The sequence below is a fragment of the Streptomyces sp. TAA486 genome (assembly GCF_000426165.1).
The window spans coordinates 33,654-56,026 of record NZ_AUEV01000023.1 but is presented as its reverse complement, the minus strand read 5'-3'; the positions used below and the strand labels follow the sequence as shown (position 1 = coordinate 56,026).

Here is a 22,373-nt window from a genome sequence, read left to right as displayed (position 1 = left end):
CCGGGCGCCTCCCCGGACACCCGCCCCCGAATCCGGCCCGCGGGCGGTCGCAGGGCGGCCCGTCACTCACACCGGGTGGTCGCGCAGCCAGGCCAGGACCTGCCCCGCGTGCTCGTCGGGCGGGAAGACGGGGTAGAAGACGTGCTCCACCGCGCCGTCACGGATGACGAGCGTGATCCGCTTGTACAGCCGCATCCCGCCGGCTTCGAACGTGGGCAGAGCGAGGGGTGCCGAGGCCAGGCGACGGTTGGGGTCGGAGAGCATCGCGAACGGCAGGTGCAGCCGCTCCACGGCCTCACGCTGGTAGTCGCTGTCCTGGCTGGAGAGACCGAACACGGCTTCCGCGCCCGCGTCGAGCAGCTCCCTGTGGTGATCGCGGAAGCCGCACGACTCGGGAGTGCAGCCACGGGCGCCCGGGATGTCGTCCCAGCCTTCGGGCAGGTCCCTGCCCGGACGGCCGGTGAGCGGGTAGACGTAGAGGACCGTACGGCCCGGGGCGAGCCCGTCGATGCGGACCGACTCCCCCGCCGTGCTGAGCAGTTCGACGTTCGGCAACGCCGTGCCGGGCAGGTGCTGGGCGGCACCGTCGTCCTCGGGCACGGGCAGATCTGCGGGCAGGTTCAAGAAGTTCACGGCTGTGTCTCCTTCCGCCGTGAGAGCCTCTCATCCGACGACCCGCGCACGTCAGCCCCCGGTGGTCCGGTGCTGACCGGCAACCATGCCCCACGAAGCCGCCACCGGCGCAGACACACAGGTGTTCAGGCACAGGTCCGCCGGGTCGGATCAGTATGACTGGCAGGTCGAACTCGCTACCGGAACTAGTTCTCGTACCAGTCGAGAAAGGGGTGACCCGTGTCCATCACAGCCAGCGAGGCCCGCAAGAACCTGTTCCCATTGATCGAGCAGGTCAACAACGACCGCGCTCCCGTGCACATCACTTCCCGTAACGGCAACGCCGTGCTGCTGTCGGAGGAAGACTTTTCGTCCTGGCAGGAGACGATCTACCTGCTGCGCTCGCCCGCGAACGCCAGGCGATTGTCCGAGTCGATCGCCGAGGCCGAGGCGGGCAGGACCGAACCGCGCGAACTGATCGAGGTCGACGACAACGAGTGAAGACCGTATTCACCGAGCACGGGTGGGCGGACTATGTCCACTGGTCGGAGACGGACCGTCGCATGACCAGGCGCATCAACCGGCTCATCGAGGAATGCAAGCGTGATCCATTCGCGGGGATCGGCAAACCGGAGAGCCGCTCAAGGGTGACATGAGCGGCTACTGGTCCCGGAGGATCGACGACGAGCACCGATTGGTGTACCGAGCCAGAGGCGACGAACTCATCATGGTCCAGGCCTGGTATCACTACTGACCAGCGCAGGCGTCGTGACGTCGCTTGCGGGAACGTGATGAGTATCGGGCGATGAGACGAGAGCCCTGGAAGCTCTGGCCAAACCGGCCGCCACGCTTGATCATGGCTGCCGTCGCCCGACCGAAGTCCTCTCGCTGCCGGAGTCCGCATGCCGTTCGACATCGACCTCTTCCGCGCCCAGTTCCCGGCCCTCGCGACCGGGACGGCGTTCTTCGACGGGCCCGGCGGTACGCAGACGCCGCGCGCGGTCATCGAGGCGGTCGCGGGCGCGCTCGCCGGCCCGCTCTCCAACCGCGGCGACGGCAACCCCGCGGAGCGCAACGCGGAGACGCTGGTCGCCGAGGCCCGGCAGGCGCTGGGCGACCTGCTCGGTGCGGACCCGCGCGGCGTCGTCTTCGGCCGCAGCGCCACGCAGCTCGCCTACGACTTCTCCCGCACGCTCGCGAAGTCCTGGTCGCCGGGCGACGAGGTGGTGGTCACGCGCCTGGATCACGACTCCAACGTCCGCCCGTGGATACAGGCCGCCGAGCAGGCGGGCGCCACCGTGCGGTGGGCCGAATTCGACCCCGCGGACGGCGAGTTGACGGCCGAGGCCGTCGGCGCGGTCCTCTCCGGACGCACCCGCCTCGTCGCGCTCACCGGCGCCTCGAACCTGATCGGCACACGCCCGCCCGTCCCCGAGATCGCCCGCGTCGTCCACGAGGCGGGGGCCCTGCTCTATGTCGACGGCGTCCACCTCACCGCGCACTCCCTCATCGATCTGGAGTCGCTGGGCGCCGACTTCTTCGCCTGCTCCCCGTACAAGTTCCTCGGCCCGCACATGGGCGTGCTCGCCGCCCGGCCCGAGCTCCTGGAGACGCTGACTCCGGACAAGCTGCTGCCGTCCACCGATGTCGTTCCGGAACGCTTCGAGTTCGGCACCCTGCCCTACGAACTCCTCGCCGGGGCAGGCGCCGCCGTCGACGTCCTCGCAGCTCCGGGAGTACACCCCGAGCGCGACCGCAGGGAGCAACTCGTCGCCGCCTACTCGATGCTGGAGAAGCACGAGGACGCGCTGCTGCAGCGGATCGAGGGCGGCCTTGCCGGGCTCCCCGCCGTCCGCAAGCACTCGCGAGCCGCCGTGCGCACGCCGACGCTGCTGCTCACCTTCGAGGACGGCCACAACACCGCGGACGCTTCCCGCCACTTGGCGGAGCGGGGCATCAACGCCCCGTCCGGGTCCTTCTACGCGATCGAGGCCTCCCGCCGTCTTGGACTCGGCGACGCCGGAGGGCTGCGCGTGGGCCTGGCTCCGTACAACAACGCGGAGGACGTGGACCGGCTGCTGGAGGCTCTGGCGGACTTCCTGCGCTGAGCGGGTGGGGCAACGTCCGGTGTGAACGCCGGGACAAAGTGGGCGAGTTCGCGGCAGCCGGGCGAAGGCAGGGGTCCGGCGGTCAGGTCTGTCCGGAATCGTCACCGGTCACAGCGGCGTTCAGTTGAAACTGCGCCGCTCGAAAGTTGACAACTAACGCATGGATCACTCACTTCCTGGCTACATTTGACGGTGACCTGCCAACCGTGTGCCCAGCCAGCGTGCGGGAGGCAAAAACGAGGGAACGCGTCGTAACGGATTCCATCGAGGGGGCCGGCGATGGCAGCACTGAGGTGCTCCAAGTGCGGAGCACGAATTCAGTTGGACGGCACGTCGTCATGTTCGTGCGCGCCCGAGACCGCCGGCCGTAACGACGTGTCGGCGTTCCAGGCCTTCCGACCACGCCTGAAGAAGGCAGCCGTATCCCGGCGGCTCGAAGCGCGCCCGGCGGCATCCCGGAAGCTCGAAGCGGGCCCGGCCGCATCCCAGCAGCTCGAAGCGGGCCCGGCCGCACCGGTGAGCCACAGGGGTGGCCGTCGGCCCATGGACCGGCGCAGCACGGGTGTCGCCGTGGGCGTCGCCGCGGCCGTCGCGCTCGGGACCGTGGCATTCAGCGTGGACGCGATGAATTCGGGCTCGACGGTCCAGGGGGGCGGCAGGCCGGCGGTTTCGGTCTCACCCGACCCGGACATCGCCGCGCGAGAGGCGGCGGAGCGCTCCGAGGCGAACACACCCGATCAACCGGAGAACGGCAATCCCCCGCCGGCCGCGGGTGACGACGGTATGCGGCCCGCGGGCGACGGAGACGAAGACCGCCCCGGCTCGCAACCCCCCGCGTCGGATGACGGGGCGCCCTCCCCCGCACCGTCCGGGGACGAGGCGGGCGGCGCCGCTCAGGGCGGCTCCACCGGCAATCCGGGTGACGGAGAGGACGACGATGACGGCGGCGACGACGAGTCGGACGCCGGAGGTTCGCAGGGCGGCGGCGACAACGGCGGCGGCGACCAGGACGACGACGACAACGGCGGCATCCTGGGCGGCCTCCTGGGCCTCCTGTTCGGCGGCGGCGACGACGATGACCGCGACGACGGCCAGGACCATCGCGGAGGAGACGACCGCGGCGGCGACGACCGCGGAGGCGACCACAGGGGCGGCGGCGGCCACCACGGCGGGGGCGGCCACCACTAACGGGCGGGTGCCGCCCGGCACTTCCGCGAGGCGCTTCAGAACTTCCCCTTCACCGAGCGCGCCCGCGAGACCGGCGGCGCAGGCGTCCCCGGCCGGGGCCCGGCCGCTCGGCCGCTGAGCCGAGGCTTCAACACCCCGGCGAATTGGGCCGGTTCGCCCATGCATGGCCTTCTGCCCGCCGGGCACCCGGGCGCGGAAACCCGATCCGTGCATTGGAGGCAAACCGTGCTCGCCGCCATCATCGGCGCGATCCCGACCGTGTTCTCAACGATCCTCACGGTCGTCACGCTGCCCTTCAGAGTCGTCGCCCGCCTGCTCGGTGGTGCAAGAAGACGCGCCTAGTCACGACAACCGGCAGGAACCAGCGTCAACCGAAGGACAAGGAGGCCCGACATGGGCGACCGGCACGTAATGCCCGACGGCAGCCAGTGGAAGATCACCAACCCCGACGGCGTGAAGGCGACGACCCACACCGACACACAGGAAGAGGCCGTCCAGCGCGCCCGCGAAATCATCCAGAACGACGGTGGCGGCGAACTCGTCGTCCACGGCACGGACGGTCAGATCCGCGACAAGCGCACCCTCACCGCGGGGGCCGCCCCCAACTCACCGCGTGGCTGACGTTCCGCACGGTGAAGACACCGCGGAACACAGCGAATTCGGGAGGCCCGCACACAGCGGGCCTCCCTTTCGCGTCAGAAGCGGCGGTCCGCCTTCACGTCGCCGATGAGGAGCTTCCAGGAGGCGGCCGGCACGACGATGGCCGGACCATCGGGAACCTTGCTGTCACGGACCGGCACGACGCCGGGGAACCCGTCCGCCACCTCCACGCAGTTGCCGCCCTCCTGATTGCTGTAACTACTCCTGCGCCACGCGGCGCCGTTCAGACCGGGACGGATCGTTGGCTCCACGGTGACTGCCCTCCATCACGCAGCGAATCTGGTCGACATCTTCGAGGGCAGCGCCATCGCCCGCAAGCGATCGTAAATTGCCACATACCGCTTGACCTCGACTGCTTCCTCGAGGAGTTGGCCGTATTCGGAGCCCTCAGGCGCTGCAACTGGTCGCGCATGACGGCGGGTCCGCCGATGGGTCGCCTGAGGACTGCCTCATCAAGCACCACTCACAGTTCCGGGTGATCCGGTGCAGCGTGCACTGCTGGTCGGGGAACTCACCGCCAACGCTGTCCGCCACAGCCGCGCCCCGGGACGCGACTTCGCGCTCCGCCTCGTCCTCGACCCGGAGACGGGCCGCGTCCGCATCGAGGTCTCGGACGCGAATCCGGAACCGCCGCCCGCCCGTCCCGTGGACCCGGGACCGGACGACGAATCCGGACGGGGACTGCTCCTCGTCGACATCCTGGCCGCCCGCTGGGGCACTTCACCGCGCAGCCCGGTCGGGAAGACAGTCTGGGCCGAGGTCGAGCGGGAGCCGTGGGTGTGGTGAGAGCGGACCGCTGCCCTTCCGCCGACACCCACGGACGCGCAGCTGCCGCACCGCACAAGGCACAACCGAGGCGGCGAAGCCCCCTTCAGTGACCGCCCGTGTCGATGACGCAGAAGCGGTTGCCGTCGGGGTCGGCGAGCACGATGAAGTCGGCGTCGGCCGGATACATGTCCCAGTCGACGCGCTGCGCGCCGAGGGAGACCAGCCGTTCGACCTCGGCGGCCTGATCGGCCTTGTCCCCCGCGTACAGGTCCAGATGGATCCGGGGATACGTCTGCACGGGCGTCTCGCTCAGACCGAGCGACAGCTGCGCACCCGGCCCGTGCGGGGGCACCAGGACCGCCCAGGTGTCCTCCACCTCGTCACGCGGGACGTAACCGAGGGCCTCCGTCCAGAAGGCGACCGCACGCCGCACATCCGAGACGCCCACGACGACGGATCCGATTCTCAGCATGTGCCGATCCTGGCATGTGGCGGTTCCCACGGCGGCGGACAGCGTGTTGACGGGCCGCGGCTCGTCGCGGTCAGGGGAAAGGCAGTTCCGGAGCCGCGCGGGCAGTCCTGCCGGTGTTCGAGGTGGCCACGGTTGTCTGCCCGGAACCCTCGCGGGTCCTTCCGCGGGCTGGCAGGCTCACGCCATGACGCGACTCACATTTCCCGGGGGTGCCCGCTCCCCCCACCTGGCACCGGGCACGGACAGACCGTCGCGGCCGGTCTCCTGGTCCCGCACGCGTACGAAGGTCGTCGCCGTGACCGCCGGGATCGCCCTCGCGCTCGGTACGGGCGGCTCCGCCGGGGCGCGTACCGCCGCGCCCGCACCCTCGTGGCAGAAGGCCGTCGACCGCATCCTCGCCGACAAGCGGCTGGACGGAGCGGCGACGAGCATCGTGATCAGCGACGCGGAGAGCGGCCGGGTGCTGTACGACCGCAACCCCGGCAAGCGGCTGATGCCCGCGTCCAACACCAAGCTGCTGACCTCCGCCGCGGCGATGGACCTCCTCGGCCCCGGCTACCGCTACCGCACCGACGTCCTCGCCGACGGCGACCGGAGCGGCGGCCGTCTCGACGGCGACCTGTACGTGCGCGGCACCGGCGACCCGACGCTGCTCGCCAAGGACTACGACGCGATGGCGGCCGACGTCGCCGCAGCCGGGATCAAGACGGTGACCGGCAAGCTCGTCGCCGATGACACCCGGTTCGACTCGGAGCGGCTGGGACGCTCCTGGGCGGCGGACGACGAGTCGGCGTACTACTCCTCGCAGATCTCCGCGCTGAGCCTCGCGCCCGACACCGACTACGACACCGGCAACGTCTATCTGGAGATCGTCCCCGGCTCCACGGCGGGTGAGAAGCCCAAGGTCAAGGTCACGCCGTCCAACGACTACGTCGACGTCGACGTCACCGCCACCACCGTCGCCGGGAACGGGGAGAACTCGATCTCCGTCGACCGCGAGCACGGCGGCAACACCCTCACCGTGAGCGGCGGCATCCCGGTCGGCGCCGACCCGGAGGAGTCGTGGACGAGCGTGTGGGAGCCCACCGGTTACGCCGCCTCCGTCTTCGCCGACGCGCTGAAGCGGCACGGCGTAGACGTCGCGGGGAAGACGCAGCTGGGCAAGGCCACACCGGACGGGGCCGAGCGCGTCGCGCGTCATTCGTCGATGCCGCTGAAGAAGATCACCGTTCCGTTCATGAAGCTGTCCAACAACAACCACGCCGAGGTCCTCACGAAGACCATGGGTGACGAGAGCGCGGGCAAGGGCACCTGGAGCGCGGGGCTGAAGGCGATCGAGGGCTTCCTGAAGAAGGAGGGGGTGGACACCGCCACGCTGCGCCAGGTCGACGGCTCGGGACTGTCCCGTATGGACAACGTCTCCGCACGCCACATCTCCACGCTTCTCCACTCGGTGCGGAAGAAGCCCTGGTTCAAGCAGTGGTACGACGCGCTGCCGATCGCCTGCGCGGGGGACCGCATGACGGGCGGCACGCTGCGCTCACGGATGTGCGACACACCGGCCGAGGGCAACGCGCACGCCAAGACGGGTTCGCTGACGGGCGCTTCGGCGCTGTCGGGATACGTCACCGACGCGGACGGCCGCAAGCTCACCTACAGCATCATCCTCAACAACTACCTCGCCGATTCGGTGAAGGGCATCGAGGACTCGATCGTGGTCGCCCTCGCGTCCGACGGCCGCGAGACCGGGTCCGGGAAGAAGCCCGGGACGAAGGGCAAGGGCGAGGACCGGCGCCCGTCGGGGCCCCTCGTCGGCCCGGAGTGCTCCTGGAAGAAGCCCGCACGATGCTGACGCCTGGCTGACGGACCGCCGGGCCGGGTGCCGCTGCCGACGCGGTCCGGGCCCGGCGGGCTTGCCGGGGCGGCGGACGGTCGCCCAGCCGCGCGGAGCGGGACGGGAATCGCCTTCGGACGCGGCGTGGCCTGCTTCAGACCTGCACGGAAACCGTCGTTGACTGACGGCAGACCCGGCAGACCCGGCAGCCCGAAGCGCCGGCACACGAAGGAGACACCCCTATGACGGCCTGGACGAGCGACGAACTCGACAAGATCGCAGCAGCCGAGGAACTGGAGATCGCGCCCCGTCGGAACGACGGCTCCCTGCGCAACCCCGTACCGATCTGGGTCGTGCGCCACGGCGACGACCTGTACGTCCGCTCCTACAGAGGACGGGACGGCGCATGGTTCCAGGCAGCCCAGGCAGGTCGCGAGGGGCACATCCAAGCCGACGGAGTCGCCAAGGAGGTCAGCTTCACGGAAGAGACCGATCCCGGCCTCAACGAGCACATCGACGCCGCCTACCGCACCAAGTACCAGCGCCACAGCGCCCAGTACGTGGACCCCATGGTCGCCTCCGGGGCCCGGTCCGCGACGCTCAAGCTGACGCCGCGCTGAACCCTGGCCGTCCTCGGCGCCGGCCCCGGCGCTCGCCCGGGGCCGGTAACCATCCGGGGCCCGGCATCCGGGGTCGGTATGGATCCGGTACGCACCGGGTCGGTACGCGCCCTCGGGGCGGGCATTCGCCCGGGAGCAGCGGGCCGGCGTCGGCCCGAAGAACCGAGTGCAGCCGTCACACCTCAGGAGAAGCATGACCACCATCGCCATCATCGGAGCGGGACGCGGACTGGGAGCCGCCGCGGCGCGGCAGTTCGGACGCGAGGGATTCGACGTCGCACTCGTCTCCCGCAGCCAGGAGCGACTCGACGCGCTGGCCGCCGGCCTCGCCGACGAAGGTGTGACCGCGCGGGGGTTCGCCGCCGACGTACGCGACAGGGGCGCCCTCACCGCCGCGCTGGAGGCCGCCGCCGACGCTCTCGGCCCCATCGAGGTCCTTCAGTACAGCCCCGCGCCGCACAAGGACTTCATGCGGCCCGTGCTGGAGGCCACTCCCGCCGACCTGTCCGGCCCGGTCGAGTTCTCCCTCTACGCGCCCGCGGCCGCCGTGCAGCACGTACTGCCCGGCATGCGCCGCCTCGGCCGCGGCACCGTCCTCTTCGTCAACGGAGGCACCGCCGTCCGGCCACGCCCGGACTTCGCCGGCACGTCGGTCGCCTTCGCCGCCGAGAGCGCCTACGCGCAGATGCTGCACACCGCGCTCGCCGACGAGAACATCCACGTCGCCCAGCTCGTCATTCCCGGTGCCATCACGCCCGGACACCCGCGCAAGGACCCCGCGGTGCTCGCGGAGACCCTGCGGGACATGCACCGCGACCGGGGGGACTTCCGGGTCTTCGCCGAGGAGCTCGACGCCTGACCCCGGCCCGGGTGAGCCTGCCCGGGTTCAGCCCTTGAACGCCTTCGCGAACTCGTCCGCCGTCTTCCCGATGCCCGAACAGGTCGCCTGCGCCTTGGACTTCGGGCCTCCTGGGCAGGGCTTGTCGCGGGTTGCGGACCACATGGACAGGCCGCCCAGCTCCTTCTTGTCCGCGAACTTCCGCAGTTCCGTGGCGTCTTCGGGACGGAAGACCTCGCCCTCGACGTCGTTCACGCCGATCATCGGCGTCACCGAGAGCGTGTCCCAGGCCTCCTCCGCGTCCTTGACGCCCAGCGCGGCCTGGATCTGCTTGTGCGCGGCAGTTGCTGCCTGGACGGCGTACTCGCCCATGTCTCCGTCGTAGGAGGTGCCGTAGTCCATCGCCATGATGTTCACGCGGTTCACGCGTGCGCCGTTCTTCTGCGCGTTCTCCAGAACCGCGCGGGCGTCCCGGTTCAGGCCCGAGGGCATCACGGGGAGGGTGAAGGAGACGTTGAGGTTCGGACGCTGCCGCTGGAGCCGCACGATCGCCTGACTGCGAAGCTCGTTCGCCTTCTTGTCCGTCAGCGCGGGGCCCTCGAGATCGAAGTCGAGCTTCGTCAGCCCGTAGGTGTCGATGACCTTCGTGTAGGCGCTCGTCAGCTTGTCCACCGAGCCGCAGACCCGGGCGAGTTCGTTGCCGCTCTGGCCGCCGAAGGAGACCCTTACGTCGCCGCCCTCGTCGCGCAGCTCGTTCGCCTGCGCCGCCACCGGATTGTCTTCCAGCTGCTGCCTGCCGCCCCACTTGGGCACGCAGCCGCCTCCCGGGGAGACGAACGCGAGGTTGTACTCCTTCACACCGGTCCTCTCGGCCCTCTCCAGAAGGTCGTAGGAGGGCTTGAGGGACGTGTCCACGTACGGCGCGAAGTCCCCGGTTTCCGGCAGCGGGTCCTCGGTCTGCGAGGGCGTCGCCGGAGGCGGGCCGGTGGGCCCGGGATCCGTCTCCCCGCTCGAACAGGCGGCGAGCAACGACGCGGCAACTGCCGCCGCGGCCAAGGCGGTTACGGCACGCTTCCCTGCGCGGATCCTCGGGGCAGCCTGCGCTTCCGCGTGGTTCGCCATCGTGGGGCAGTCTCCTTCTGTGCGCGGGGGGTGGTCTTCCTCCCTCAGCAAGCTAACGACAACGGGACGGAGTATCAGCAGGTTGCGGACGTGGACGAAGGGACTTAGGCCACACTTAGGCCGGGTTTAAGGGAGGCGGGGGCCGGAGGGACGTCCGGCCCCGAACGGCGCTCCCCTCACGGCCTCCGAAGCCGCTCGCGAGGGAGCTCGGGGGCGCCCGGAGGCAGGCCGCTGCCTGACACCGCTCATGGCCCCCAGCGCGCGGCGCCGCGACCCGCCCCGGATCTCGAAGGTTGTACGGCCCGGCCGCACCGGTTCCTGATCGATTCCCGACCGAGACGGCATCGCGACCGGCGTCCCGCAACCCGCCCGACGGCACCCCCGTCCAACCTGCGACAACGAACCGCGCACAGCCAGAGGGGGACCCCTCATGAACGATCCGACACCGCCCGCGACATGGAACCGTCGCAGTCCCGGCCGGCGTCCGCGCCGGTCGCTCGCACTCCTCGCGGTGGGAGTGCTCGCCTCGGCGCTGGCCGTCGCGGGTTGCAGCAACAACTCAGCCACGGACTCCGGGAGTTCGACGAGCGAGCGGCAGTACGCGAACGAGGCATCCGGAAAGCGCGAGGGGCGCGCCGGCGCGGCGGCCGACAGTGGGGCACGCGCCAACACCGACGACACGACGGGCCAACAGGAAGGCCCGGCCAAGAAGAAGCCACCGAAGATCGAACCGGACCACGTCATCCGTAAGGCCAGGCTCACGGTCCAGGTCAAGGACGTGCCGTCCGCCCTGGACGACACCCGTACCACGGTGGAGAGCTCGGGCGGGTACGTCGGCGACGAGACCACCGACCGCGACGGCCAGAGCCACGAACGCTCGCGTCTGGTGCTCCGGGTACCGCAGGAGGAGTACGCGGACGTCCTGGAGGAGCTCTCGGGCAGCGGCAAGCTCATCGAGCGGAAGGTGTCGGCCGACGACGTCACCGACAAGGTGGTGGACGTCGAGAGCCGCATCGCCTCGCAGAAGGCAAGCGTCGAACGTGTACGGAAGCTGATGGACAAGGCGACAGGGCTCTCCGACATCGTCACTCTGGAAGGGCAGTTGAGCACCCGCCAGGCGGAGCTGGAAGCGCTCCAGGCGCAGCAGGCGTCGCTCAAGGACCGTACGTCGCTGGCCACGATCACTCTCGTGCTCTCGGAGACCGAGGTGGAGAAGAAGGACGACGGGACGGGCTTCACGGACGCACTGGGGGGCGGCTGGGACGCCTTCATCACGACGATGCGCTGGGTCGCGGTGGTGATCGGTGCGGCGCTGCCGTTCCTTGCCGCGCTGGCGGTGCTGCTGGTGGTCTGGCGGCTGGTCCGGGGCCGGCTGCCGCAGATCGTGCGCCGCTCGCCGGGGTCCGCCGTTCCTTCGGCCGCCGGCGGTGGCGGCAACTCACCGGTTCCGGCGAAGGCTTCGGCGAAGCCACCGGAGAGCGACTGAGCGACCGGCCGGGGATAGAGCCGGCTCCATGGCCTTCAGAGCCCACCGTCTCCGCGCTGAGAGCAGGCAACGCGGCCACGGGCCAGGGAAGTTGGCCGGAACGGAATTCCCCGCACGAAGCCGTGGGCCGCGCCTCCCGGTCAGGGAGCGCGGCCCACGGCCGACGAGCTCAACCATCCGCAGACCGGTCGTGGTCGGCGGTGCGGAAGCAGAGCACCGCACATGAACGGCACAAGGGGGCAGTCACGAGGGCCGGACGCGATCGGAGGCTCCTTCGTGAGCGGCAGGCTATGTTCCCTGCCCTGACCTTCTGTTGCCCGAGCCGCTCGCGACAGTGGCCGGCGCGAGCTCGTTGCTGACGAGAGCTTGAACGGTGTCGCCCAGCCTCACGCGCTGATCTTCCGAATAGGTCCGGAGAATGCGCGCAGCAGTGCTGAAGGAAACGTCCGCGTACTCGACGATCATGCCCTTGGCCATCTCGAAGGTGCTCTTCGCCGCGATGACGCTCTGCAGCCGCGTCAGGATCTCTCCTCGCGGCGTCGGTTCCGTCGACCACTGCATCAGGGCGAGCATCGTCGCGTCGGCCAGAGCCTGAGCGAGATGCTGATCCTCCGCGGCGAGCGGCCCTCGTCCGGTGCGGAAGAGATTGACTGCACCGACGACGTGTCCGTGCAGTCGCAGCGGCACCGTATGGACCGACGCGAAACCGGATGCCAGTGCGGCGGCTACGACCTCCGGCCAGCGTTCCCGCTCGGAGGAGAGGTCCGGAACGCTCATCTGACGCTGTTCGTGGTAGGTGTCCACGCAGGGACCCGAGTTCTTCTGCAGCTGCAGAACCTCGAGAAAATCCGCTTCCTCACTGGAGGCGGCCGTTGTCCGCAGACCGCCGCGGGCGTCGATCATCATCACGCCCACAGCCTCGACATCCAGCAGTCCCGCACAGTGATCGACAAGACGCTGGAAGAGAGACAGGGGGTCGAAGTCCTCGACCAGGGTGTCCGCCAAGGTGAGAAAGGCTTCGCTCACCTCTCGCTCACGGCTCAAGCTCTCCGCCTCCTGTCGCGCACACCGATACGGCCACCGGCCTACTCTCCAGCACGGAAATCATCCCTGCGGCCGGTGACGTCCTTTGCCAAGTCGGTGACGGTCTTGTCCAGCAAGAATGCCCGTGCACGCAGCCTTGCCATCGCTTCTTCGGCGTCCACGCCGAGCCTCACCATGAGCATCCCGACGGCCCGGTGCACCTCTTCGTGATTGGCCTCCGCCTCCATCCACCAGGCTACTCTCGGCTGCTCGTCGTCCGACGGCTGCTCCTGATGGAGGCCGGTGAGTGCCAGGACAACGGCATCGGCCGCTCGCATGCCGAGCCGGATCTCAGGCTCCTCCAGGGTGCTGGGGGTGGTGTTGTACAGGTCGACCGTGCCCAGTATGTGGCCGCCTTGGCTCATCGGGAACGAGAACACCGAGCCGGCACCTGCATCGACGGCGTGACTGGCGAAGACCGGCCACCGCCGCGTGTCCGGCCCGGCGGTCAGATCGACCGCGGAGACAGGTGCTCTCATCTCGGCCGCATAGTGGCAGGGGCCCTCACCCAGCGTGTACTGGATCTCTGCCAGTCGCGCGGCGATGTCGTCACTCGCGCACAGGGTCACCAGCGATCGTTTCGCTCCCCCGGCCAGCGAAAGGGAACCACCGGCCACCTGGAGCAGCCGCACACATGCGGCGCAGAGCCGCTCCGGCATCCCGCCAACCAACTCGCTCGGCGGCGGGAGTGCGGTCGAATCAGCCATGAAGCCGCGCCACCGGGTGTCGCTGTCGTCCTCCTCCGGCACCCCGAGCCGCTCCTCCGACTCGTCGGGATCCATGCCGCCTGGGTCCCCGCCGGTTCGCACGTTATTCACCTCCCCCGCTCGTTCGTTGCCTCCGATGATCCCTCACCAGGTAGCGAGCGGCCTTGTCGGTAGGGACGGACAGCAAGTGTCCCTGCCTCCAGCCCAGATGACACACAGCGACCATATCGGCCACCGCAACCACCCCACGGAGCCGTCCCGGTGGGGAGAAATCCCCGTGGTTCACGCGGCCCTGCCGGTAGTTGCTGTCCCTACGCGAGGCCGATGCAGCGGATGTGGGCTGGGCCCGATCAGCGAAGTTCGCGCCAAGGTGTGAGGTCGAGCCCCGGGTACCGCAGTGCCATCCCCGTCAGCGTCTCCGGCGTCCAGTAGGGGTGTCCGGGCGGTGGGAACCCGAAGGCGTGGAGCTGGCGCGGGGTGGCCCGCTCGACGAACCTGGACCAGTCCTCCTGCACCGCGGAGTAGGCCCAGCCCCGGCGCTGGCCCCAATGGACGCCGGAGGGACGGAAGTTGAGGTGCATGGTGTAGCGCGCGCCGCGCTGCGCGGTCATGGCAGTTCCGCGGTGAAGTGTCCCGATCTCGAAGGCGACCACGGTCCCCGCGGGACCGGCCGCAGACACCTCCGCCCCGTACAAACGGGGGCTTTCGCTGCCGGCGTGGAAGCGGCTGTCGCTGTCGAGGCCGGGACGCAGATACCTGTCGGGCACCGCGGGGAGATCCGCCGTGTGCTCCCGGGAGACCAGGTGCGCCGGGCCGCACTCCTCCGGCACGTCCGCCAGGTACACGAACATCTCCAACTGCCGGAAGCCCGGTGCGCTGCTGGGCACCAGCAGGGTGTGGCCCAGGTAGTCACGGTGCAGATCCTGGTCGTAGTCGCTGGCACCCGAGTACTTCGCCCAGGCCTCCGCCCCGTACATCTGGCAGCCGTCGTCCTCCAGCAGCGTCCCGGCGAGCGCCAGGAGCCGGTGGTTCACCGCGAGCAGGCTGATCTCCGTACCTTCGAACGGGAAGTAGTCGATCCCGGCGAACTGGTCACCGATGAAACGCTCGCGCCGCGGATCGGTTCCGTCATGGAAACCCTCGGCGGACGGGAACAGCAACTCCAGCTCATCCGCCGCAGGTTGCAACTCCTCGGGCGGGATGAACCCGGGAAGGATCACGAAGCCGTCCTCACACCACGCCTGTGCCGCCCCTCGCAGATCCATCGGGCCAGCGTGGCCACGGCGACAGCCGCCGGCAACCGCATTTCCGGCGGGTCGACGGGGCTTCGGCCCGGAAGCGGTTCGGGCCGACGCCGCGGTGCTCAGCCGGTACGACGCCCGTACCGGAAACGGCAGCCCCACGGGGGGGGGGGGAACACTCAGCCTTTCTCACGTCCCGGTAGCGGAGCTCCGCCCAGGAACGCCTCGTAGGCATCGCGGGCGTCATCGTCGATCTCCGGCGCCGCGCGGCCGAACCGGCCGTCGGACCGATCGCGTTTCGGGCCGGAGACCCAGAACTGCTCGTCGGTGTCCACGTCGTAGAAGTTGGCGTCCCGCATGCCCGGCCAACGACGCAGCGTGCGATGGCGGAAGTAAGCGGTCTGGGTCTTGGAGAATCGGACCCAGCCGATCCACGACGGGCCCGCGTCGGTGTCATGACCCGTCTTGAGCTGCACGTACATGATTCTCCGGGGCATGGGCCAACTGATTGAACTGCCCCGAAATTGGCCTCTGAGTTTCCGAAGTGACGCCCGGCACAAGGCCGTTGACCAGAGTGCGTCCAACCAGAATCGCGGTGCGCCGACGGCTTGCGCGGCCTTGCCACATCGGGCCACCGGGCGGTGTCTACCGCAGCGAGTGCCAGCCGAGATACACCCATGGCCAATGATCAAAGCCACTGCCCGGGTCGGGTCTGACCGCGATCACGGACTCCGCGGCCACGTACAGCCGACCCTCGTGAACGGTGCGCTCGCCTTTCGCGTAGACCTTGTCAGGGTCCCAGGCCGGGTAGGTCTCCGGAGCGTGCCTGGGTGCCGTCTCCGGCTTGCGGGTCGCGGGCAATGTCAGCACTCCTCACCGGCTATTCAGGCTGCCGCGCTGCAGTCACGTCTGTCATCGGCGGTCGAGACGGGAGTCGCGAGGGTCGAGCGTTGCGGCGTCGCGAGGAGTGCGCCCCGGACGGGATGCCGGGAACGCGCCGTCGCTGCCGCCTGGGCGGCGCTCTGTTCGGTGAGCGGCTGCGCGGAGAGCGCACATTCGTACACGGCCTTCCCCCTCCCTCGGGGGCCGGCCTCTGCTCCGTGGTCGCCCGGCGCCCCGCACCGGCCCAATATACATGAACTTCAGTACGTGTTATTGGCTGCGTGAATATTGGGTCGCCAGAGTCGAAAATCGCATGGAGTGCCCGAACCTCGCATCGGACGGACGTTCCTGACCAACGAGGCACGAGCGCCGCACCACGCGGATGGACCGGCCGGAGCATACGGTCGGGATCAGGACGCATCGGGCGCCCTGGCGACCCAAGCGGACATGACTGTGCCTGCTCGGCGCTGCTCACCCCTCCAGAGGAACTTTCATGCAAGCCATCACCGTCCGCGACCGTGACGCCGGCGTTCGCGGATTCGCCCTGACGGAACTGCCCTATCCCCACGCTGCTGAGAACGACGTCATCGTGCGCGTGCACGCCGCGGGGTTCACCCCTGGGGAACTCGCCTGGCCAGGGACATGGACCGACCGCGCCGGCCGCGACCGGACCCCGAGTGTGCCCGGGCACGAACTGTCCGGGGTGGTCGCCGAGTTGGGGTACGGCACCACCGGCCTCACCGTCGGCCAGCGGGTTTTCGGCATGGCCGACTGGTCCCGTGACGGATCGCTGGCCGAGTACACCGCGGTGGAGGCCCGCAACGTGGCCCCGCTGCCCGCGGACATCGACCACAGCGTGGCCGCCGCGCTGCCGATCTCAGGGCTGACCGCGTGGCAGGGTCTGTTCGACCACGGGCGACTCAAGGCGGGGCAGACGGTCCTGATCCACGGCGCCGCCGGCGGCGTCGGGTCGGTCGCGGTCCAACTCGCACGCGAGGTGGGAGCGCGGGTGATCGCCACCGGCCGGTCCACCGACCGGGACACGGCTCTCGGCCTGGGCGCCGACGCTTTTGTGGACCTGCAGGCGGACCGGCTGGAGGACGCCGGAGAGGTCGACGTCGTGTTCGACGTGATCGGCGGCAAGATCCTCGACCGCTCAGCCGCGCTGGTGCGTGCCGGTGGCACCCTCATCACCATCGCCGCCCCGCCCACGGTCAGGCCCGAGGACGGGCGGGCCGTCTTCTTCATCGTCGAACCCGACCGGGCCCGGCTCGCCGACCTCGCGCAGCGGCTGAGAGACGGACGGCTCAAGCCGGTCGTCGGCGACGTCTACCCGCTCGCCGAAACGCCCGCGGCCTTCGCGCCAGGACGCCGCAGCCCCGGCAAGACGATCATCCGCATCGTGTCGGACAGCCCCGCAGACCCCTGGCGCTGCTGATCACACCCGGTCAGTGGGGCGACGCGCCGCAGAGGATCCCGGTCCTGGACCGAGTTCTCGTTCCCCGCCCGTCGGGCGGGCGCCCTCGCAGCCGGCCGGAACCATCTGAGCAGCGACAAAGCGTAACGAAGTCGAGCGGACGATCAGCAAGTTGAAAAACAACCGGGCAGTTGCCACGCGCTTCGATAAGAGGGCCTGCGTCTTTCGCGGGACGGTCACCGTCGCCGCGATGCGCCACTACCTGTGGTCGTGATCCGGTCCGGACCCAATGGAATCCACCCCGGGTGTCACTCACCTGTTCGTACGGTTCTGTTGACGAGGCACGATCTGTTCACCTCAGCAGGCGCAGCAGGGCGTCGGCGGTCTCGTCAGGCGCGTCTTCGGCAGGGAAGTGCCCCGTCGAGGACAGGGTTTGCAGTCGGGCCCCAGGGATGGCGCGGGTGAGGCGCCGGGCGGTCGCGGCGCTGAGCCACTCGTCGCGCTCACCCCACAGGACGAGCGTGGGGACGGAGATCTCGGCCAGCTGGGCGACGACCTCTCTGGTGTCCTCGAAGCTCACGCTCTCCACTTGGTTGAGCCAGCGGTGCTGCCCGGCCGTCCCCGCCCAGGGTCGCAGATACGCGGCGACGACTTCGGGTGGCATGGGGTGGTGGGTGGCGGACTGGAAGCGTGTGGTGATGAGGTCGGTGAAGGCGTCGTGCGGCATGGTGCGGTACGCCTCCGCGTGGCGCTGCTGGTGCTCCGTGAACGGGGTGTTCCACGGCCCCAGCACGGCGGCGTCCAGCAGTGCGAGGCGGCGTGCGGGGGTCCGGTGCAGCAGGTGGGCGCGGAGCACGATGCCGCCGCCGATGTCGTGGCCGACCAGTGCGGGGTCCGTCAGCCCCCAGTGGGCCACGAGTTGGGTGAGGGTCGCCGCCTGTCGGGCGATGGAGGGGCAGACTCCGGAGTCTGGGCGTGAGTCGCCGAAGCCGAGCAGGTCCCAGACGTGCACCGTGCAGTGTTCGGCGAGCAGTGGAACGACCTTGCGCCACAGGTAGGACCACGCGGGCGTGCCGTGGACGAGGACGACGGGCGGACCGTGGCCGAAGACGCCCGTGGCGACCTCTCCGCCCTCGACTCGTACCCGGTCGGGAAGTTGCCACCCGTCGCACGGATCGCTCCGGACGTCGTCAGATGCGTGGGCGTTGTCGTGCTGAGCGTGCGCGGGCATACGGCCTCGCCTCCAAGCTAAGGGGTAAAGTCTTCTTTCTCCACTTACATTGGCTACCGTAGCCGTTGCGGCAGTGGGAGGTAAGGCGTGCAGATCTATTTCTCCGATTACACGGTGGGTGCGGGTGTGGCCACTGCTCTGGCGAACAGCTCACCCACGGTCCGTCTACGGACCAGCGAGACGCTGGGTGACCCCACCGCACTGGCGCGCTTCCTCGCCGAGCACACCGTCGAGCCCGCGGGCAGCCACCAGATCACCCGGGGCGATCTCGCCCAGGTGCACGCGCTGCGCGAGGAGGTGCGCGCGGCCCTGGCGGCGCCCACCGAGCAGGAGGCGGTCGAGCGGGCCAACACGCTGGTCGAACGCGCGGGCCGAGGCCCACTTTTGGTGCCGGATGCGGACGGTTGGCGCTGGGTGGTCGGTACCGCGCCCGAGGCGGGCATCGCCGACGAACTGGCGGTCCTTACGGGCGCCGGGCTGCTCGGCTCACTGCACGCCCTGGACCACGACCGGTTCCGGGACTGCGCGGCGCCCGAGTGCGCGGGAGTGTTCGTGGACACCAGCCGCGCCGGACGACGCCGTTACTGCAGCCCTCCGATCTGCGGCAACCGCCACAACGTCGCCCAGCACCGGGCACGCCGGAAAGACGGCTCACCGGACAGGTCCTAGTCCGACGCCCTTCTACGCCTCGGTCGTCCTGGACGCGGGCGAGAGCGTCAAGGTCCGTCCCAGTACCAGGGACTTGGAGACCCCGGCTTCACGGTGAGGACGTACACGCACTCGTGCCGAACAGCCAGGCACGCACACGGCCAGCCGGGGACAGGGCCTTCAGTGCCGCAACTGCCCGCAGCGCAAGGCCGGACACCCGAAGCCGCAGACCGGGTGGTGCGGTCCCGGGCGTTCGCGATGGATGTTCAGGAACGACATGAGTCTCCCCCAGCGGTTGCCGGGACGCCGCGCGTGAGCTCACCGACCACTCGACGGCTCAGCACGTACTGGGCGGCCGCGCAGTGGTGTTCGGGGTCGACTCCTCTGATGGACTCTCGCCCGTCAGCACGGAGATCAGCGCTTGGTCGCCCGCCGCGATCCGCCGGGCGACGACCGACAGCTGCTCGTGGTGGGTCCGTGCGTGATCCCGGATCACCGTGAACGCCTCATCCATCGGCACTCGCAGCCTCGCGGACAGTACTCCCTTGGCCTGCTCGATCGTGACTCTGCTGGTCAGGGCGTTCTGCAGCTGGCCTGCGAGGATCTCACCCTCCCGGAGACTGCGCTGGGACAGGATGCTCAGGGTGGAGATGTCCGCCAGTGCTTGAGCGACGTGCATGTCGGCCTCGGTCAGCGTGCGGGACTCGCTGTGGAAGAGGTTCAGGGTGCCGATGATCTCGCCGCGCAGCCGCAGCGGGAGTGCGTGGAGCGACGCGAAACCGGCTTCGCGTGCCGCCTCCCTGAGGCGCGGCCAGCTCGGGGTATCGAGATCTGCGTTGATCACCGGCTGCCCTGTCCTGAAACACTCCGCGCTGGGCCCGGCCTCGGTCTGTGACTCGAACACGTCCAGGAGCCGGGCGTGCTCGGAGGAGGCCGCGGCCGACCGCAGCCGACCGTGCTGATCGCCGAGCATGAGTCCGGCGGCCTGCACGTCGAGCAGTTCCACACAGCGGTGGGTCAGGGTGTGCAGGAGATCTATGACGTCGAAGTCGTCGACAAGAGTGTCCGCCAACTCCACGAACACCGTGACCAGTTGTTGTTCACGCATCGTGAGTCTTCCTCCAGCCGCGGCTCCGCCACCGGGCGGTAAGGGTAGCCGTTCTCGTCCATTGTCCGGTGTGGGGCAGGTTCGTCATAGGTGGTCGTTGAAGTCCAGCCGGTTCGCCACGACGTCCGCGGCGACTTCGTCAATGGGACGGTTGCTGCCGAAGGCGTGGCCCCGCAAGCGGAGCAGTGCCTCGTCCAGGCCGACGCCCAGTTGTGCAGCGATCATCCCGGTGGCCTGGTGCACCGAGGTACGCAGGACGACGAACTCGCCGTCAAACCCAAGCCGTAGCAGCAGTGAGGTCAGCGCGTCGGCCAGGACGAGCACGTCACCGATCTGCGTTGTGCTCATCGAGCCGGGCGAATCTCGGTGCAGCTCCAGTACACCGAGACCGATCGCCCCGATTCGCAGCGGAAATGCGAACACCGCGCGCACCCCGAGCTCACCGGCTGCGCTGGCGAAGGCCGGCCAGCGGGGTATCGGCATATCGACCAGATCCGGCTCGAGCACGAGAACGTCGTGACGTGCGGCGTCGATGGACGGGCCCTCTCCCAGCGTCAACTGGAGATTCCCCAAGGCGGCGTTGGTCGCCCCGTTGGACCAGACACTCTCGGCGGTTCCCGCCGTGGTGGTGACGACCGCGCCAAGACCGCTCACGCCCGCCACGGTTGCTACCTGGTCAGCGAGCGCCCCGGTCAGGTCACCGTGCGAGGTGATGCGTGCCAAGACGTCCGCCATGCGCTCACTGGCCACTATCGCCCGTCTCTCGCCGGCTTTCTGGTTGAGCCTCGTCATCCCGGGCCAACGCGGACCGGAACCTTGAGGGGCCGCTTGCCGGCAACGGCTCCCGCGATGCACGCTGTCATTTCGTGCAGCCTTGCTTGTTCTGTGCGCCAGTGATCTTGCCCCGTCGCGCGACGGCAGGACGAGCCAGTACAAGCCATCCTAGTGCCTCGGTACGCTCCGAGCGTGACCCGCTTGGCCCCAGGGCATCTGGCGTTATCGCTGCCGAAGATCAACGCTGACCTGGGCCCCTGCACGTCGCAGCCACCGGCCAGCTCACCCCATGACACCCGTTTTCCGTGACGGCGTTCGGGCTGGGCCCGTCGGGCCGGCAAGCCGCGCGCCGTTGAGGTCGCCGGTCGAGCGGTCGTGCTTCGTTCACGTCACCCGGAGTGAGTGCATGGATGCGCGCAACGGCACCCCGGAGTGACCGACGCTCGTAGCCCCCAAGTCCTCGTGGTTCCCCCTACGTTGGGGCAACGGTTGTGGCCGACCGGGTTCGGGTTCCGCCTATGCAGGGGATTATCGGTCCAGTTTCATGTTCGATGGCCGCCGTCCGGCGGCATCGTGCCGGCTGCGCGCCTGAGCCGTCACCACGGCACCGAAGGCAATTCCCCCAACACTGCCTACCAGGGAGAGACGTGAAACGTCATCTGCTGCGCGCACTGACAGCGCCCTTGCTCATCCTGTCGGCCATGGTGACCGGCCTGTCCGGTCACGCTCATGCCCAGGTCGCCGACGGTGACGGCGACGGACTCGACGACACGCTCGAGGACACCCTCGCCACCCACTTCATGCCGTGGGTCTGGTTCGACAGCGGCGAGGACTCCGGCTGCGCCGATCCGGCGACGAGCAGCAACCCCGGCACCGCACTCGCCCGGGTCAGACCCCACCCCGGCGACCCCGGGAAGATCGCGATCTTGTACACGGTCCTCTACCGCCAGGACTGCGGGGACTGGTTCGGCGGCGGGCACTCCGGCGACGTCGAACCGTTCGCCCTGACGCTCACGCCCCAGGCCGGCTGCGCGACCGGCTACGCGGCCTTTGCGCTGAAGACGACCGCACACGAGGGCACCGCCTTCGAGCACACCGACGAACGCCTGCTGGGCAACGACTGCGACTGGGGCCGGGCCGCCGGCGGCTCGCCCCAGGTCGCAAGGATCTACTCGGCCGAGAACAAGCACGGCAACTACGCCTCCCTCGACTCCTGCGAAGCGGGTGCGGCGGGCAACGACCACTGCTCGGAGAGCTTCACCCTCCCGTACAACGTCTTCAACGTGGGCGAGGACGGGGCACGGCGCTTCGACGAGCTGTCCGCCCACCAGTTCCCCGGTGAGTACGCCTGGACGCCCGTACCGTTCAGCGGGAGCCTCGACCGCGGGAGCGACGCCGGAACGATCCGTACGAAGCTCGTCAGCGACGGTCTGCTGGCCCGAGCCTCCTGAGACCGTTCGCTCGGGGAGGGCCCCGTCGCGTGGCGGGACCCTTGGCTCCGAGTGGAGGCCGGCGCTCACGGCTCCGAGTGGACGAACCGCCAAGTGGGCCCTCGAACTTCGAGGTTCGCCCTC

At 69.5% G+C, this 22,373-nt stretch carries 25 protein-coding genes and 3 pseudogenes; 15 read left to right on the top strand and 13 right to left on the bottom strand.

Going from position 1 to position 22,373, the window contains the following annotated elements:
• Positions 1 to 66 precede the first annotated feature (66 nt).
• Complete coding sequence (locus tag I004_RS0127285) at positions 67 to 633, bottom strand: peroxiredoxin (protein ID WP_028438097.1); 567 nt, start codon at positions 631 to 633, stop codon at positions 67 to 69.
• 219 nt (positions 634 to 852) lie between these two features.
• Here I004_RS0127285 and I004_RS0127280 point away from each other — a divergent pair, with 219 nt between their 5' ends.
• From I004_RS0127280 to I004_RS0127255, 6 genes and pseudogenes are all read left to right on the top strand, one after another.
• On the top strand, positions 853 to 1,113 hold the full coding sequence (locus I004_RS0127280) for a type II toxin-antitoxin system prevent-host-death family antitoxin (RefSeq protein ID WP_028438096.1): 261 nt from the start codon (positions 853 to 855) through the stop codon (positions 1,111 to 1,113).
• A pseudogene (locus tag I004_RS36375) lies at positions 1,110 to 1,366 on the top strand (Txe/YoeB family addiction module toxin). Before I004_RS0127280 ends, I004_RS36375 begins: the two are co-directional and overlap by 4 nt.
• Positions 1,367 to 1,514: 148 nt before the next feature.
• The gene (locus I004_RS0127270) at positions 1,515 to 2,720 is read left to right on the top strand and encodes a cysteine desulfurase-like protein (protein WP_028438095.1); all 1,206 of its coding nucleotides are present in this window, start codon (positions 1,515 to 1,517) and stop codon (positions 2,718 to 2,720) included.
• Between the two features lie 543 nt (positions 2,721 to 3,263).
• Positions 3,264 to 3,908, top strand: coding sequence for a hypothetical protein (locus tag I004_RS37740; RefSeq protein WP_051345496.1), 645 nt, complete (start codon positions 3,264 to 3,266; stop codon positions 3,906 to 3,908).
• Between the two features lie 225 nt (positions 3,909 to 4,133).
• Positions 4,134 to 4,250 carry an LPFR motif small protein gene (locus tag I004_RS40535; protein ID WP_486580444.1) on the top strand — a complete coding sequence of 39 codons (117 nt, stop codon included), beginning with the start codon at positions 4,134 to 4,136 and terminating at the stop codon, positions 4,248 to 4,250.
• Positions 4,251 to 4,301: 51 nt separating this feature from the next.
• On the top strand, positions 4,302 to 4,529 hold the full coding sequence (locus tag I004_RS0127255; RefSeq protein ID WP_028438094.1) for a DUF2188 domain-containing protein: 228 nt from the start codon (positions 4,302 to 4,304) through the stop codon (positions 4,527 to 4,529).
• A gap of 74 nt (positions 4,530 to 4,603) precedes the next feature.
• On the opposite strand, the gene I004_RS0127250 is transcribed toward I004_RS0127255, so the two are convergent.
• Both I004_RS0127250 and I004_RS40530 read right to left on the bottom strand, forming a co-directional pair.
• Positions 4,604 to 4,819 carry a DUF397 domain-containing protein gene (locus I004_RS0127250; protein ID WP_028438093.1) on the bottom strand — a complete coding sequence of 72 codons (216 nt, stop codon included), beginning with the start codon at positions 4,817 to 4,819 and terminating at the stop codon, positions 4,604 to 4,606.
• Complete coding sequence (locus tag I004_RS40530; protein ID WP_486580454.1) at positions 4,792 to 5,028, bottom strand: Scr1 family TA system antitoxin-like transcriptional regulator; 237 nt, start codon at positions 5,026 to 5,028, stop codon at positions 4,792 to 4,794. The genes I004_RS0127250 and I004_RS40530 overlap by 28 nt, the downstream gene beginning before the upstream one ends.
• A gap of 32 nt (positions 5,029 to 5,060) precedes the next feature.
• Between I004_RS40530 and I004_RS36365 the strand changes: the two are divergent.
• Positions 5,061 to 5,354, top strand: a pseudogene (locus I004_RS36365) (ATP-binding protein); the annotation flags it as partial.
• A gap of 85 nt (positions 5,355 to 5,439) precedes the next feature.
• Here the strand turns inward: I004_RS36365 and I004_RS0127240 are convergent.
• Positions 5,440 to 5,808: a VOC family protein gene (locus I004_RS0127240; protein WP_028438092.1), complete on the bottom strand. Its 369-nt coding sequence runs from the start codon at positions 5,806 to 5,808 to the stop codon at positions 5,440 to 5,442.
• Between the two features lie 184 nt (positions 5,809 to 5,992).
• Between I004_RS0127240 and dacB the strand changes: the two genes are divergently transcribed.
• The 3 genes from dacB (at position 5,993) to I004_RS0127225 (ending at position 9,121) form a co-directional block, all read left to right on the top strand.
• A complete protein-coding gene (dacB, locus tag I004_RS0127235; protein WP_078511855.1) occupies positions 5,993 to 7,660 on the top strand; it encodes a D-alanyl-D-alanine carboxypeptidase/D-alanyl-D-alanine endopeptidase in 1,668 nt (555 codons plus the stop codon).
• Positions 7,661 to 7,884: 224 nt separating this feature from the next.
• Positions 7,885 to 8,262 carry a DUF2255 family protein gene (locus tag I004_RS0127230; protein WP_028438090.1) on the top strand — a complete coding sequence of 126 codons (378 nt, stop codon included), beginning with the start codon at positions 7,885 to 7,887 and terminating at the stop codon, positions 8,260 to 8,262.
• A gap of 193 nt (positions 8,263 to 8,455) precedes the next feature.
• Positions 8,456 to 9,121: an SDR family NAD(P)-dependent oxidoreductase gene (locus I004_RS0127225; RefSeq protein WP_028438089.1), complete on the top strand. Its 666-nt coding sequence runs from the start codon at positions 8,456 to 8,458 to the stop codon at positions 9,119 to 9,121.
• Between the two features lie 27 nt (positions 9,122 to 9,148).
• Here the strand turns inward: I004_RS0127225 and I004_RS0127220 are convergent, their stop codons facing one another.
• Complete coding sequence (locus I004_RS0127220; protein WP_028438088.1) at positions 9,149 to 10,222, bottom strand: chitinase; 1,074 nt, start codon at positions 10,220 to 10,222, stop codon at positions 9,149 to 9,151.
• Positions 10,223 to 10,652: 430 nt separating this feature from the next.
• Between I004_RS0127220 and I004_RS36360 the strand changes: the two genes are divergently transcribed.
• Positions 10,653 to 11,708: a DUF4349 domain-containing protein gene (locus I004_RS36360; protein ID WP_051345494.1), complete on the top strand. Its 1,056-nt coding sequence runs from the start codon at positions 10,653 to 10,655 to the stop codon at positions 11,706 to 11,708.
• A gap of 288 nt (positions 11,709 to 11,996) precedes the next feature.
• Here I004_RS36360 and I004_RS0127210 read toward each other — a convergent pair whose 3' ends face one another.
• The 5 genes from I004_RS0127210 to I004_RS0127190 all read right to left on the bottom strand — a co-directional run bounded on the left by I004_RS0127210 (position 11,997) and on the right by I004_RS0127190 (position 15,600).
• Entirely contained in the window at positions 11,997 to 12,752 is a 756-nt protein-coding gene (locus I004_RS0127210) for a GAF and ANTAR domain-containing protein (protein WP_028438087.1), read from the bottom strand.
• Positions 12,753 to 12,793: 41 nt separating this feature from the next.
• On the bottom strand, positions 12,794 to 13,573 hold the full coding sequence (locus tag I004_RS0127205) for a GAF and ANTAR domain-containing protein (protein ID WP_028438086.1): 780 nt from the start codon (positions 13,571 to 13,573) through the stop codon (positions 12,794 to 12,796).
• 275 nt (positions 13,574 to 13,848) lie between these two features.
• Complete coding sequence (locus I004_RS0127200; protein WP_106965456.1) at positions 13,849 to 14,763, bottom strand: phytanoyl-CoA dioxygenase family protein; 915 nt, start codon at positions 14,761 to 14,763, stop codon at positions 13,849 to 13,851.
• Between the two features lie 155 nt (positions 14,764 to 14,918).
• Positions 14,919 to 15,221, bottom strand: a complete 303-nt coding sequence (locus tag I004_RS0127195) for a hypothetical protein (protein ID WP_199779471.1) — start codon at positions 15,219 to 15,221, stop codon at positions 14,919 to 14,921.
• A gap of 163 nt (positions 15,222 to 15,384) precedes the next feature.
• Positions 15,385 to 15,600: a hypothetical protein gene (locus tag I004_RS0127190; protein ID WP_028438083.1), complete on the bottom strand. Its 216-nt coding sequence runs from the start codon at positions 15,598 to 15,600 to the stop codon at positions 15,385 to 15,387.
• Positions 15,601 to 16,114: 514 nt separating this feature from the next.
• Between I004_RS0127190 and I004_RS0127180 the strand changes: the two genes are divergently transcribed.
• Together I004_RS0127180 and I004_RS38580 are read left to right on the top strand one after the other, a co-directional pair.
• Positions 16,115 to 17,059, top strand: a complete 945-nt coding sequence (locus I004_RS0127180) for an NADP-dependent oxidoreductase (RefSeq protein ID WP_028438081.1) — start codon at positions 16,115 to 16,117, stop codon at positions 17,057 to 17,059.
• A pseudogene (locus I004_RS38580) lies at positions 17,041 to 17,312 on the top strand (IS5/IS1182 family transposase); the annotation flags it as partial. The gene I004_RS0127180 and the pseudogene I004_RS38580, both read left to right, overlap by 19 nt.
• A 78-nt stretch (positions 17,313 to 17,390) precedes the next feature.
• Here the strand turns inward: I004_RS38580 and I004_RS36355 are convergent.
• On the bottom strand, positions 17,391 to 18,269 hold the full coding sequence (locus I004_RS36355; protein WP_078511853.1) for an alpha/beta fold hydrolase: 879 nt from the start codon (positions 18,267 to 18,269) through the stop codon (positions 17,391 to 17,393).
• Between the two features lie 87 nt (positions 18,270 to 18,356).
• Between I004_RS36355 and I004_RS0127170 the strand changes: the two genes are divergently transcribed.
• Positions 18,357 to 18,938 (top strand): CGNR zinc finger domain-containing protein, encoded by a 582-nt coding sequence (locus tag I004_RS0127170; RefSeq protein WP_028438080.1) that lies wholly within the window; start codon positions 18,357 to 18,359, stop codon positions 18,936 to 18,938.
• A gap of 316 nt (positions 18,939 to 19,254) precedes the next feature.
• On the opposite strand, the gene I004_RS36350 is transcribed toward I004_RS0127170, so the two are convergent.
• Together I004_RS36350 and I004_RS36345 are read right to left on the bottom strand one after the other, a co-directional pair.
• Entirely contained in the window at positions 19,255 to 20,025 is a 771-nt protein-coding gene (locus tag I004_RS36350; protein ID WP_051345492.1) for a GAF and ANTAR domain-containing protein, read from the bottom strand.
• Between the two features lie 84 nt (positions 20,026 to 20,109).
• Positions 20,110 to 20,748, bottom strand: coding sequence for an ANTAR domain-containing protein (locus tag I004_RS36345; RefSeq protein ID WP_158677117.1), 639 nt, complete (start codon positions 20,746 to 20,748; stop codon positions 20,110 to 20,112).
• Positions 20,749 to 21,446: 698 nt separating this feature from the next.
• Between I004_RS36345 and I004_RS0127155 the strand changes: the two genes are divergently transcribed.
• On the top strand, positions 21,447 to 22,250 hold the full coding sequence (locus I004_RS0127155; protein WP_028438079.1) for a hypothetical protein: 804 nt from the start codon (positions 21,447 to 21,449) through the stop codon (positions 22,248 to 22,250).
• Positions 22,251 to 22,373 lie beyond the last annotated feature (123 nt).